The 13,579-nt window shown below is 31.7% G+C and carries 10 protein-coding genes; 9 read left to right on the forward strand and 1 reads right to left on the reverse strand.

The genetic code is table 11. The features are described 5' to 3' along the window. Positions 1 to 236 precede the first annotated feature (236 nt). From HN894_14320 to HN894_14360, 9 genes are all read left to right on the forward strand, one after another. Positions 237 to 3,182, forward strand: coding sequence for a response regulator (locus tag HN894_14320; protein ID MBT7144498.1), 2,946 nt, complete (start codon positions 237 to 239; stop codon positions 3,180 to 3,182). A 9-nt stretch (positions 3,183 to 3,191) separates the two neighbouring features. After that, complete coding sequence (locus HN894_14325) at positions 3,192 to 4,838, forward strand: response regulator (GenBank protein MBT7144499.1); 1,647 nt, start codon at positions 3,192 to 3,194, stop codon at positions 4,836 to 4,838. After that, positions 4,828 to 6,456: a response regulator gene (locus tag HN894_14330; GenBank protein MBT7144500.1), complete on the forward strand. Its 1,629-nt coding sequence runs from the start codon at positions 4,828 to 4,830 to the stop codon at positions 6,454 to 6,456. Before HN894_14325 ends, HN894_14330 begins: the two co-directional genes overlap by 11 nt. Positions 6,457 to 6,617: 161 nt before the next feature. Continuing rightward, on the forward strand, positions 6,618 to 7,355 hold the full coding sequence (locus tag HN894_14335; GenBank protein MBT7144501.1) for a response regulator transcription factor: 738 nt from the start codon (positions 6,618 to 6,620) through the stop codon (positions 7,353 to 7,355). 272 nt (positions 7,356 to 7,627) lie between these two features. Then, positions 7,628 to 8,236 (forward strand): adenylyl-sulfate kinase, encoded by a 609-nt coding sequence (gene cysC, locus HN894_14340; protein MBT7144502.1) that lies wholly within the window; start codon positions 7,628 to 7,630, stop codon positions 8,234 to 8,236. A gap of 24 nt (positions 8,237 to 8,260) precedes the next feature. Then, complete coding sequence (gene cysD, locus HN894_14345) at positions 8,261 to 9,166, forward strand: sulfate adenylyltransferase subunit CysD (GenBank protein MBT7144503.1); 906 nt, start codon at positions 8,261 to 8,263, stop codon at positions 9,164 to 9,166. Positions 9,167 to 9,237: 71 nt separating this feature from the next. Continuing rightward, positions 9,238 to 10,479 (forward strand): GTP-binding protein, encoded by a 1,242-nt coding sequence (locus HN894_14350; protein ID MBT7144504.1) that lies wholly within the window; start codon positions 9,238 to 9,240, stop codon positions 10,477 to 10,479. A gap of 47 nt (positions 10,480 to 10,526) precedes the next feature. After that, entirely contained in the window at positions 10,527 to 11,357 is an 831-nt protein-coding gene (gene kdsA, locus HN894_14355) for a 3-deoxy-8-phosphooctulonate synthase (GenBank protein MBT7144505.1), read from the forward strand. A 116-nt stretch (positions 11,358 to 11,473) separates the two neighbouring features. Beyond that, entirely contained in the window at positions 11,474 to 12,157 is a 684-nt protein-coding gene (locus HN894_14360) for a hypothetical protein (GenBank protein ID MBT7144506.1), read from the forward strand. Between the two features lie 102 nt (positions 12,158 to 12,259). Here the strand turns inward: HN894_14360 and HN894_14365 are convergent, their stop codons facing one another. Then, on the reverse strand, positions 12,260 to 13,288 hold the full coding sequence (locus HN894_14365; GenBank protein ID MBT7144507.1) for a serine/threonine-protein phosphatase: 1,029 nt from the start codon (positions 13,286 to 13,288) through the stop codon (positions 12,260 to 12,262). Positions 13,289 to 13,579: the final 291 nt, after the last annotated feature.

Genomic DNA, 13,579 nt, shown 5'->3' on the forward strand with positions numbered 1-13,579 from the left:
TTTATTCAGGCACTTCTTAGCAAGAATGAGAAGAAAAAGCAAGTGCTATACTAAAAAGTTAGAAATGTTGAAACAAGCTGTAATGATGCTCATGTTGAAATGGAATAATCAATTAAGTATACTTTGTTAACAATGCCCTTTTAATTAATGGTCTAAAAGAGGCATCTGTATTTGCAATTGAAGTCGGTAAAGGAAAATTTGACAATGAATACCATCCTTTAAGTGATAAAGACACCATGGGTTCTGCTCTTCAAAAAATGGCAAAAAACCTACAGCAGGCAAATATTGAGAAAGAATCACAGGATTGGATTAAAACAGGACAAAATAGCCTAAACGAAAAAATGAAAGGTGATCAGGATTTGGTAGAATTGGCAAGCAATATAATAACATTCCTTGCAAAATATATGTTAGCCAAGGTAGGTGCGATTTACTTAATGGAATCTGATCAGAAAAACTTAAAACTTTCTGCTTCTTATGCTTTTAGGACAAGAAAAAACATGAATAACAAAATTCTTGTAGGAGAAGGACTGATCGGACAGGCTGCTTTCGAAAAGGAAATGATTATTTTGTCGAATGTTCCCGATGATTATATTTCAATAAATTCCGGTTTGGGGGAAACCCCTCCAAAAAATATTGCTGTAATTCCTTTAATTTATGAAACAAGAGTATTAGGCGTAGTTGAATTAGGTATTTTGGATGAATGGAATCCACTTCAAATTGAACTCCTTAAAATTATACAGGAATTGGTAGGTGTTAGTCTTTATTCTGCCAAAGCAAGGGTCGATATGAAAGTAATGCTTGAAAAAACCCGCGAACAGGCCGAAGCTCTCCAGATACAACAAGTAGAATTGAAGCAAACTAACGAAGAAATGCAGGTCCAGCAGGAAGAATTGCGTGTGGCCAATGAAGAACTTGAAGAACAGACAAAAGCTCTTAAAAAAAGCGAACAAAATCTTCAGCAACAACAGGAAGAGTTACGTGTTACCAATGAAGAATTGGAAGGAAAAACAGTATCACTTGAAAAGCAAAAGCAACGGATTACTGAAAAAAATATCGAATTGGAAATTGCACGTAGCGATATTGAACTAAAGGCAAAAGAATTAGAAATTTCAAGCAAATATAAATCTGAATTTCTTGCCAATATGTCACATGAACTTAGAACTCCTTTGAACAGTTTATTAATTCTTTCGCAAAATCTGACAAATAACAAACACAAAAACCTTAAAGACGATCAGATTGAAGCGGCTGAAATAATCAATAAAAGTGGTCAAGACTTATTAAATTTGATAAACGAAATTCTTGATTTATCTAAAATTGAATCAGGAAAAATGGCATTTGAAGTAGAAGAATTTCCGATAGAAGATATTGCCACCGAAATAAATCTCTATTTTCAACATGTAATTGATGAAAAAGGTCTGAACCTTGAGGTGAGTTTAAGTAACCATTTGCCGAAAACAATTACCTCCGACAGACAAAGATTAGAACAGATAATAAAAAATCTAATGTCTAATGCAATTAAGTTTACTAATAAAGGCGAAATTAAAGTCGAGATTTCTAAACCAAAAGAAGGAATAAATCTTTCTAAAAGTAAATTGCAAGCTGAAAAAGCACTTTCAATCTCAATTTCCGATACAGGTATTGGTATTCCAAAAGAAAAGCATTTGTCAATTTTTGAAGCTTTTCAGCAAGCAGAAGGTGGGACAGCTAGAAAATTTGGAGGAACGGGTTTAGGATTGTCAATATCTCGCGAAATTGCAAAAATCTTAGGTGGCGAAATTCAACTTGAAAGTGAAGAAGGAAAGGGTTCCACTTTTTCTTTAATTATTCCCTATGTTTCAGTAATTGATGAGGATGAAGTAAATAAACCCGAAAAAAGACTTGTCAAAGGAAAGAAAATAGAAACCTTAAAAAAACTAAGAAATAATTTTAAGTCAACTCAAGTGATGGACAATACATCTGAAGAAATATCCACTTTTGTTGATGATGACAGAAATGATTTGACAAATAATGATAGAACCATTTTAATAATAGAAGACGATTTGGAATTTGCCAAAGTTCTTTTGATGCAATGTCATGAAAAGAATTTTAAGTGCATAGTTTCTCCTTCCGGTGAAGATGGTTTGTCTTTGTGCGAAAAGCATTTGCCTGAAGCAGTAATTTTAGATATTAAACTTCCGGGAATTGATGGTTTGTCTGTTCTTGATTTAATAAAAGAAAATGCGGCTACTCGCCATATTCCTGTCCATATGATGTCGGCATACGAAGAGACTATTGATGCTTACAAAAGAGGTGCAATTGGTTATTTAATGAAACCTGCAAAACCTGTGGAACTTGAAGCTGCAATTGAAAAAATTGAAACTTTCATTGATAGAAAAATGAAAGATCTTTTGATTGTTGAAGATGATGAAAATCTACGAAAGATAATTCGCGGCATAATTGGTGATCATGATGTAAATACAATAGGAGTGGGTACAGGTAGCGAAGCAATAGACTACATTAAGAAAGAAAAAGTAGATTGTATAGTATTAGATCTTGGTTTGCCCGATATGTCAGGTTTTGAAATGTTAGGTAAATTAGAAAAAGAGAAGAATTTGACGATTCCTCCTGTAATCATTTATACCGGGAAAGACCTGACAAGAAATGAGAACGAACAATTGCAAAAATATACTAATTCAATTATTATAAAAGGTGTAAAATCTGAAGAACGGCTTCTTGATGAAACGGCTTTGTTTTTACATCGGGTTGTTAGCGAATTGCCACAACATCAGCAAAAAGTTATTTCTAACTTACATAACAAAGAGGCTCTTTTTGAGAATAAAAATATTCTTATAGTTGATGATGATATCCGAAATATATTTGCATTAACACAAATACTTGAAGAACGAGGAATGAATATCCATAAAGCCGAAAATGGAGTGAAAGCACTTGAACTTCTTGATATACAGACAAATATTGACCTAATATTAATGGATATTATGATGCCGATAATGGATGGATACGAAACCACAAAAAAAATCAGAAAACAAAATCGTTATAAAAAACTACCAATTATTGCTCTCACTGCTAAAGCTATGAAAGGAGATAAAGAAAAATGTCTGGATGCCGGAACCAACGATTATTTGTCGAAACCGGTAAATATTGATAAACTTTTATCTCTTATGAGAGTATGGATGTATAAATAGAAAATTAAAATGTCGAAAGATAAAACCAAAATATTAATTGTTGACGATAAGATTGAGAATCTTATTGCTCTGGAAACTTTACTTGTAGATTTCGATATTGAAATTATTAGAGCCTTATCGGGTTTCGAAGCTTTAACTCACACATTTAACAATGATTTTGCATTAGCTATAATGGATGTTCAAATGCCGGAGATGGATGGTTTTGAAACTGTTAAACTTCTCAGAAAAGCTAAAAGTACGAAGCATCTTCCAGTAATATTTGTGTCTGCAATTTATAAAGAAAATACACATATAATAAAAGGAATAGAATCGGGCGGAGTCGATTTTATTATTAAACCGTTAAATAGAGAAATTTTATGTGGGAAAGTGAAAATATTTCTGGAACTTCATAAGCATAGAACAAAACTCGAAGAGCTTGTATCTCAGCAAACTAAAGACTTGGTTGAAGAAATTCATGTAAGACGAGAAGCCGAAGAACTTCTAAAAATTCAAAAAGAGAAGGCAGAATCGTCAACGCATGCAATGTCAATTTTTTTGGCAAGTATGAGTCACGAAATAAGAACTCCAATGAATGGAATTATTGGCATGTCAAATTTGCTAAAAGAAACCAAACTTAACGATAGTCAAAAAGAATTGGTAGATATAATTCATCTTTCAGGAAACAATCTTATCACAATAATCAATGATATTCTTGATTTTTCAAAAATAGAATCCAATCAGGTAGAGCTTGAAAATATAGAATTCAACTTATTCAAACTAGTTGAAGATATATATAAATTACTTCAGATTCGAGCAAACGAAAACCGTGTTAAACTTATAAAAAAGATAAGTCCGGCAGTACAGAAAGTAATTAAAGGAGACCCTGTTCGTTTGAAACAAATATTAATTAATTTGTTGAACAATGCTATAAAATTTACCGACAAGGGGAGCGTAACTTTGAAATTGAATATTAGAGAAAAAACTAACAAAAAAATTAAATTATATTTTGAGGTTGAAGATACCGGAATAGGAATTTCGGAAGAAGGGAAAAAGAATCTTTTTAATGTGTTTAAACAATCTGATTCATCGATAAATCGTAAATATGGAGGCACAGGATTAGGATTGGCTATTTCGAAAAACTTATCCAAACTTATGGGAGGAGAAATCGGAGTGGAAAGCAAGTATGGTAAAGGCTCGAATTTTTGGTTCACAGCAGTTTTCGATAGAGTTAAACAATCTGTTGTTAAACTTGATGAAAATCAGAATATTATCCACTCAAAAAGTTCCAGAAAATTGCAAATTCTTCTTGCTGAAGACAATGTTATTAATCAGAAAGTAGCTGTATATAATTTACAGAAATTCGGGCACGAAATAGATATTGCGGAAAATGGAAAAATTGCTGTAGAAAAATATCAAAAGAATAAATACGATGCTATTTTAATGGATATTCATATGCCAGAAATGAGTGGTATTGAAGCTACTGCAGAAATCCGAAGAATAGAACTTAAAAATAAAGCAATTGGCAATATCAAGATTATAGCCATGACTGCAAATGCCTTAAAAGGCGATAGAGAAAAACTTCTGGCAACTGGTATGAATGAGTATATAAGCAAACCATTTAAACCTGAAGAACTAAAAAAAATACTTGTGAATATTACCAATGAGAATGAAGCCTAAAATATTGATAGTTGACGATAGGATTGAAAATCTGATTGCATTAGAAAAACTTCTTGAAGATTTCGATATTAAGTTTGTTAGAGCTTTATCAGGAAACGAAGCTCTCACACAGACTTTTGACAACGAATTTGCCCTTGCAATTATCGATATTCAGATGCCAGATATGGATGGATATGAAACAGTTGAGTTATTGCGACAATCGAAAGCTACGAAATACTTGCCAGTAATTTTTGTTTCAGCAATTTACAAAGAAGATTTTTACGTGATAAAAGGAATTGAGACCGGGGCAGTCGATTTTATTTCGAAACCAATAAACGAAAAAATACTTCAGGGAAAAGTTAAAGTTTTACTTAATCTTTATATTCAAAGGAAAGAATTAGAAACAATAATTTCCGACAGGAATACCAAAAACGAGCAACTTTTAGAAACTATCGAAACTCTAAATACTACTAAAAGTAAATTGGTAGAAGCCAAAGAAAAAGCCGAAGCAGCAACAAAATCTAAGTCAATGTTTTTGGCAAATATGTCGCACGAAATAAGAACTCCCCTTAATGGAATTCTTGGAATGGCAGATATTCTACAACAAACCAAATTAAATAAAGAGCAAGAAGAAATTTCAGAAATGATAAAAGTTTCAGGCTCAAATTTGCTGTCTATAATCAACGACATTCTTGATTTTTCTAAAATTGAAGCGTCCCAAATACAACTCGAAAAAATTGTATTCAATTTAAAAAAGGAAATAGATGAGATAGAAAAATTGTTTAGCATAAAAATTATGGAAAAAGCAATAAAATTTTCTGTCAAGGTTGATCCTCGAATTCCTCAAAATTTAGTCGGAGATCCCATAAGACTAAAACAAATAATTATAAATCTAATAAACAATTCAATAAAATTTACCAAAAACGAAGGTAGTGTTTGTCTCTCAGTCGAATTTTCTAAAAAAAAGCCGAATAAACTGAAACTATTATTTAAGATTGTTGATACAGGTATCGGTATTTCTGAAGAAGGAAAAATGCGGCTTTTTAAAACATTTTCGCAATCAGAAAAATCTACTACAAGAAAATATGGAGGAACAGGTTTAGGATTGGCAATTTCAAAATCATTGTCTGAGCTTATGGGCGGAAATATTGGAGTAGAAAGCGAATTGGGAAAAGGCTCAACATTCTGGTTTACAATTGTATTAGGAATTTCAGAAAAGCAACAAAAACAGTTAGACAATAAGGAAATTGAAAATGACACAACAGCAACAGAAAGCCTCAGTATTTTATTGGCTGAAGATAATCCTATAAATCAAAGAGTTGCCATTTTCAATATTAAAAAATTAGGTCATACAATAGATATTGCTGAAAACGGAAAAATTGCATTTGACATGTTCAAATCTAAAAAGTATGATTTAGTACTCATGGATATTCAAATGCCAATTATGAATGGTATTGAGGCCACAAAAAAAATAAGAAATTATGAATCTGAAAATGAAAAAAGTAATAAAACAAAAGTAATTGCAATGACTGCAAGCGCCATGAAAGGCGACAAAGAAAGGTTTATTGCAGCCGGGATGGACGATTATATTAGCAAGCCATTTCATCCTTCCGAACTTAGAAAATTGCTTAATACATAATATCTTAAGACTATTTTTAGTCTTGCAACAAAAAATAGATTTAAATAAGTTTGATCTATTTGATTTATAAAAAACTACTTTTGTCAAAAAATTAAATCAATTTTTATAATTTAGCGTATATATAAAATCGGTTTTGAAAAATTTGAATACTTATTCTTAGAATGATTACAGCATTAATTATAGACGATGAAGCGAAAAGCAGGATTACTTTGAGAAATTTTCTTGGCAAGTACTGCAAGAATATTGAAATTGTTGGCGAAGCTGATGGTGTAAATTCTGGAATAGAGCAAATCAATAAATTAAATCCTGAAGTAATTTTTCTTGACATCCACATGCAAGATGGTTCCGGCTTCGATTTACTTGAAAGAATTACAAAGAAAAACTTCAAAATTATTTTCGTAACAGCATATAGCCAGTATGCCATAAAAGCGTTTAAATTCAGTGCAATAGATTACTTATTAAAGCCATACGATCCGGAAGAATTGGTCAGTGCAGTCGATAAAATTAAAGAAAATGACAAGTACTACTCAATTGATAAAAAGTTGGAAACTTTGATAAGTAATAGAAACGGATTCAATAAAATTGCATTGCCAACCATGAGTGGTATCCATCTTGTAAAAGTAAAAGATATTGTTCGGTGTCAATCAACAAGTAATTATACCAACATCTTTCTGAATTCAAAGGAAACTATCTTAGTAACAAAAACTCTCAAAGAATATGAAGAGTTGCTCTCAAAATCGAAATTTTTCAGAGTTCATCAATCACATCTAATAAATTTGGCATATGTCGAAAGATATATAAAAGGTGAAGGTGGCACAATTATTATGGAAGATGGTTCGGAAGTAGAAGTTGCTCGCCGCAGAAAGGATAAATTCTTAACACTTTTGTTGCACAATTAGTTGGAACAATAATAACTTAATGGCCATAAATTCATAAGGTTGAAAATATAAATATGTGAATTTATGGCTATTTTTTTGCAAAATCCTTTTGAATGTTTAATGGATATTTCATTTTCAAATCAAATAGTTCAATAAATTAATTTTAAATATCTTTGGCGTTTTAATAAATTATATATAAAGGGTTTTTCTATAAAGGCATGAGATTGAATAAATTTATTTTTTTCATGCAAAATGAAATATTGAATTTAAAATTACTGTAAACAAAGAGCTTTATGAGTAAAGCAACAAATATACATCCGGTATTCGATAGGATAATCAGTAGGGAGGAAAAAGAAGAATTGTTAAAACAAAAATCAATAGTTTTATGGATGACAGGTCTTTCCGGATCAGGTAAATCAACAATTGCTATTGGTGTAGAAAAAGTACTTCACAAAAAAGGCTTCCTTACTCAAATTTTAGATGGCGATAATATTCGCACAGGCATAAACAACAATCTTGGATTTTCGGAAGAAGACCGATATGAAAATATTCGCCGAATTGCCGAAATTTCTAAATTATTTCTTGATTGTGGCATAATTACAATAAACAGTTTTGTGAGTCCGACTATCGAAATTCGCAAACAAGCTAAAGATATAATCGGTTCAAATAATTTCGTTGAAATTTATATTAATGTGCCTTTAGAAATTGCAGAAAAACGAGATGTGAAGGGTCTTTATAAAAAAGCAAGAGAAGGCAAAATTAAAGATTTTACAGGAATAGATTCTCCATTCGAAGAACCAATAAATCCCGATATTGAAATTAGAACAGATGAATTAAATATTCAAAATTCCATTGACAAAGTTTTAGAAAAAATATTACCAATTATTAATAAATGCAGATAAGAATCTGCAAAATTTCAGATAAATATGAAAAGATACAAAATCAATCATCTCAGAGAGTTAGAGTCTGAGTCGATTTACGTAATACGCGAGGTAGCAGCTCAGTTCGAAAAACCTGTAATGCTTTTTTCCGGAGGTAAAGATTCAATTGTTATGTTTCATTTGGCGCGAAAAGCTTTTACTCCTGCAAAAGTTCCTTTTCCACTAATGCACATCGATACTGGGCATAATTTTCAGGAAACCTTAGATTTCAGAGATAAACTAATGGAGGAAACTGATACAAAATTGATAGTAAAATATGTTCAGGATTCGATAGATAAGGGTAGAGTAGCTGAAGAAACCGGACCCAATGCCAGTAGAAACAAAGCACAGACTACAACTTTGCTCGATGGTCTTGAAGAACTAAAAATAGATTGTGCAATGGGCGGAGGAAGACGTGACGAAGAAAAGGCTCGTGCTAAAGAAAGATTTTTCTCCCACCGAGACGAATTCGGACAATGGGATCCAAAAAATCAACGCCCGGAATTATGGAATATTTTTAACGGTAGAAAACAGCTTGGCGAACATTTTCGCGTATTTCCAATAAGTAATTGGACAGAAATGGATGTTTGGCAATATATTTTACTCGAAAAAATTGAAATGCCAAGTCTTTATTTCTCTCACCAAAGAGAAGTCTTTGACCGCGATGGAACATTACTCGCCGTCTCTCCATATATTAGCTTGAGAGAAAATGAAAAACCAATGGTGAAGACAATACGTTTCAGAACTATTGGTGATTCAACATGTACAGGAGCGATAGAATCTCCAGCTAATTCTCTTGAAGAGATTATTCAGGAAGTTGCATCTACCCTTGTTACCGAAAGAGGTGGAAGAGCTGACGACAAGCGCTCCGAAGCAGCTATGGAAGATCGCAAAGTAGAAGGATACTTTTAAAGAGTTCGTTCTACATTTTAAAACAATATTAAAATACAATAATTATGGCAAAAGATAAAGGATATTTGAACATGGAATTACTGCGATTTACCACCGCAGGTAGTGTGGATGATGGAAAAAGTACATTAATTGGAAGATTATTATTTGATAGTAAAGCAATTTTTGAAGACCAGATAGAAGCCCTTGAAGAAACAGCTCTAAGACGAGGGGAAGAAGGAATTAATTTGGCATTGCTCACAGATGGTTTGCGGGCAGAGCGAGAGCAAGGAATAACAATTGATGTTGCATACAGATATTTTGCAACTCCTAAACGAAAATTTATTATTGCTGACACACCAGGTCATATTCAATATACAAGGAATATGGTTACAGGTGCTTCAACTGCAAATGCCGCAATAATCCTAATTGATGCAAGAAATGGAGTGATAGAACAAACGCTTCGTCATGCATTCATTGCTTCACTTTTACAAATACCTCATGTAATTGTTTGTGTAAACAAAATGGATTTAGTTGACTTTAACGAAGATATATTTGAGAAAATAAAAGATAACTTTTCTGCAGTAGCAGGGAAATTAGATATTCAGGATGTGCATTTTGTACCAATTAGTGCACTCAATGGCGATAATGTTGTTGATAGATCAAAAAATACTGATTGGTTTGGAGGTTCAACGTTTATTTATCTACTTGAAAATATTCACATTGCAAGCGATCAAAATCATATTGATGCACGTTTTCCGATACAATATGTTATTCGTCCTCAAACAGCTGAACATCCCGATTACAGAGGATATGCAGGAAGAATTGCAGGTGGTGCTTTCAAGCCTGGAGATAATATAAAAGTTTTGCCTTCAGGATTTACATCGAAAATTAAATCAATTGATACATACAAAGAAAAGCTCGATTTAGCCTATGCTCCTCAGTCAGTGTGTATTACTCTCGAAGATGACTTAGATATCAGCCGTGGAGATATGATAATTCGAGAAAATAATGTTCCTAAAATTGGTCAGGATATTGATATAATGGTATGTTGGCTTAACGAAAAACCTATGGTCCCAAGTGGAAAATATGCAGTTAAACATACAACTCGCGATGTTCGATGTATGATCAAAGAAGTTACTTATAAAATAAATATCAATACTTTAAACAGAGATAAGGAAGACAAAGTCTTAAATTTGAATGATATAGCACGAATAAAAATTAGAACTACCAAGCCATTATTTTTTGATTCTTATAGAAAAAATAGAATTACTGGTAGTGTAATTCTAATTGACGAAGCTACAAATGAAACAGTTTGTGCAGGTATGATAGTTTAATAATTATTGATTTTTTATAAAGTTATTTATTAAAGTTTTTTTCTAAAATGCAAAAATCAATACTATCAAGATTAGAAAAAGTGAAGTTTCTTGATAAAAATATGTTTTTTCTTTTAGCGGGACCATGTGTTGTAGAAGATGAAGATATGGTTTTTAATATTGCCAGCGAAATTCAAAAAATTGCTAACAAATTAGAAATACCATATATTTTTAAAGCATCCTATCGAAAAGCAAATCGTTCTCGGAAAGATTCATTCACAGGAATTGGCGATGAAAAAGCCCTTTCAATAATGAAAAATGTTGGAGAAAGTTTAAGTATTCCGCTTATGACAGACGTCCATACAGAGGAAGAAGCGAATTTTGCTGCTAAATATGTCGATGTATTACAAATCCCGGCTTTTCTTTGCAGACAAACAAATTTGTTAGCTGCTGCTGCAAAAACCGGTAAGATTGTCAATATTAAGAAAGGACAATTTCTTTCGCCGGAATCTATGAAATTTGCTGTCGAAAAAGTTACGGACATCGGAAACGAAAATGTTTTTCTTACCGAAAGAGGAACAATGTTTGGCTACCAGGATTTAGTAATTGATTATAGAGGGATTCCCAAAATGCAAAAATTTGGCTTTCCTGTTGTTTTAGATATTACTCATTCGCTGCAACAACCAAATCAGTCATCTGGAGTAACAGGAGGAAATCCGGAATTGATTGAAACTGTTGCACGTGCAGGAATTGCTGTAGGTGCCGATGGAATTTTCATTGAAACTCATCCTGAACCGCCAAAAGCAAAATCGGATGGAGCAAATATGTTAAAACTCAATTTATTGGAAAACCTTTTAGAGAAGTTAGTCAAAATGAGATTGCTTATCAATAATTTGTAGAAATAATTCTCTTAACTTTTTGTTTTTTTATTATTAAAAAATTTTGGCACAATTTTTTCTATAAGACAAGAAATTTTGATGAAAGATAAATTAGTATAAATATAAAGGACAGAAAGATGAAAAAATCAGTATTATTATTAGCTCTAATAGTTTTATTATTTCAATTTGAAATTTTTGCACAAAAGAATAGAAATGCAAACGAAGCAGCCCAAAATAAAGAACAACTAAAAATTGATGAAGCTACCCTTAAACAAGATAACATTGAATTAGATATTTTTAAAGTTAAGCTCGTAAAATTTGAAAAGGCATATTTAAAAAAGAATTTTCCAAAAGTGAAAGCTTTGAAAATAGATATAATATCTGATATACATAGAGAAATTGAGCAAAGCGAAATTAAAATAGAGAGAGAAAAACTTGAAGCAAAACAGAGTAAAAACGAAGTAAAATCGGAAAGCAAAGAAATTAGAAAAAGAAAAGGACACAATAGGGGAGACCGATATGACAAAAGAGATGATGAGCGAGATTTAAAAGATGATTTGAAGGATTTGGAAAAACAAATAGATCGAACAAATCGTCAAAAAGCAATTTTAGAAACTATTGAGCTGCATACATTTGGTTTTACTGAAGTTTCGCTAGGAACAAAAAAGTTATTGCATGAATTTGCAGAAACTATGGAAGATGATATTGCTGCTACAAAAAGAGAAATTCAGGAAACCATTGCTGAACAAGAAGAAGACAAACGTGAACGACAAGAAGATAGACGTGGTAGAAAAAAGAAAAAAAGAAGATTTAGGTATTAATTAAATCCCTAAAAGAAAAATGCCAATAAATGTAAGTTTATTGGCATTTTTTGTTTTTGAAGTTTAGACAATTCGTTTCTTGATTGCTAAAAAGTCAATTATTTATGATTTGCAAATTAAGAGCATAGTTCTATCATCGTCAAAAGAACTAATATTAAATTCCTCAATTATTTCGTTTTCAATTTGTTGGCATGAAACTACATCTTTCTGGCGGCGAGAATTAAAAGCATTTAATAATGCAATTTCTCCAATTTCTTTGCCAGTTTTGCTGGCTTTAGCTTCAGAATAACCATCTGTAAATATTAATAGTTTGTCGCCTTTTTTAATATCAATATTTACACTTTGATATTTTGAGCTATCAATCACACCAAGAAGGGTTCCAACAATATTTAGTTGTCTCATTTTTTCATTTGTGTGATTGTAGAAAAATGGACGCATTGCCCCTGCCGATGAAATCTTGATTGACGATTTTTCAGTATCAACTACAATTACACTTAGTGTAGTAAAAACTTCTGACAGTTGTAAATCTTTATATATATATTGATTGATTATTTCTAATAATTTTTCCGGATTCGATGAAAATTCAACTTCAGGGTTATTGGCAAAAAAGTTGACAGTACTTCTAATATAAGCAATATAAGCAAGAACAAAAAACCATGCTCCCCACTTTTTGCCCATTACATCACCAAGGATTATTAATTTTTTGTCATTTAGATCGAAAACTTCATAAAAGTCGCCACCTGGAATTTCGTTGAATGGTTCATGTAGAATAGAAATGCTTATATCGCCAATTTTTTGATCTATTGAATTTTCAAAACGAATTGGTGAAGCATTAGCTGCGAGATTTAGGGCATTAAGATATTTGTCTTTAATTTCTTTTTCTCTTTCTACAATAGCATTTATCTGATGCGAAACGATTTCTGAAGATTCGTGTTTGTGAACAAATCCATTTACACCGATGTCGAAATAGCCTTCTATATTAATGTTTTTCGAAAAGTTTGAAATAAAGAGGTATGCTGGAATCGTAGATGATGCAATTTTTTTTACTTTCTCAAGATAGTTTATTGCCCAAACGGCATTTTCATCAATTATTAATGCCCATATATTTGAATTTTCAACCTGGCTTATCAAATCGTCGGTTGTATATATATTTACAACTTCTGTTGAAATATTAAAATCTGCATGATTTGAATCTGAATTTTCAGACAGACAAAAAAGTACTGTTCCTGAGTCGAAATTAATATTTCGTTTTTTGTTAGATTTTAAAATTTCTTTTCTTAACCTGATTAATTCATAAACTTTTTTTTCATAAACGTTTCTACAATTTTCATGCTCAAATATATTAACATTGATGAGTTTTAGTTAATTTTTTTATTCAATTTTAAATTTTACCGAATTTTATTTAGAATCATTCAAAATAAA

The organism is Bacteroidota bacterium (assembly GCA_018692315.1).
In the GTDB taxonomy this organism is placed as follows: Bacteria; Bacteroidota; Bacteroidia; order Bacteroidales; family JABHKC01; genus JABHKC01.

What these genes read in the sequence shown, in the direction of transcription:
- HN894_14320 (MBT7144498.1), top strand. Translation starts at nt 237, where the DNA reads ATGGGTTCTGCTCTTCAAAAAATGGCAAAAAACCTACAGCAGGCAAAT.
- HN894_14325 (MBT7144499.1), top strand. Translation starts at nt 3,192, where the DNA reads ATGTCGAAAGATAAAACCAAAATATTAATTGTTGACGATAAGATTGAG.
- HN894_14330 (MBT7144500.1), top strand. Translation starts at nt 4,828, where the DNA reads ATGAAGCCTAAAATATTGATAGTTGACGATAGGATTGAAAATCTGATT.
- HN894_14335 (MBT7144501.1), top strand. Translation starts at nt 6,618, where the DNA reads ATGATTACAGCATTAATTATAGACGATGAAGCGAAAAGCAGGATTACT.
- cysC (MBT7144502.1), top strand. Translation starts at nt 7,628, where the DNA reads ATGAGTAAAGCAACAAATATACATCCGGTATTCGATAGGATAATCAGT.
- cysD (MBT7144503.1), top strand. Translation starts at nt 8,261, where the DNA reads ATGAAAAGATACAAAATCAATCATCTCAGAGAGTTAGAGTCTGAGTCG.
- HN894_14350 (MBT7144504.1), top strand. Translation starts at nt 9,238, where the DNA reads ATGGAATTACTGCGATTTACCACCGCAGGTAGTGTGGATGATGGAAAA.
- kdsA (MBT7144505.1), top strand. Translation starts at nt 10,527, where the DNA reads ATGCAAAAATCAATACTATCAAGATTAGAAAAAGTGAAGTTTCTTGAT.
- HN894_14360 (MBT7144506.1), top strand. Translation starts at nt 11,474, where the DNA reads ATGAAAAAATCAGTATTATTATTAGCTCTAATAGTTTTATTATTTCAA.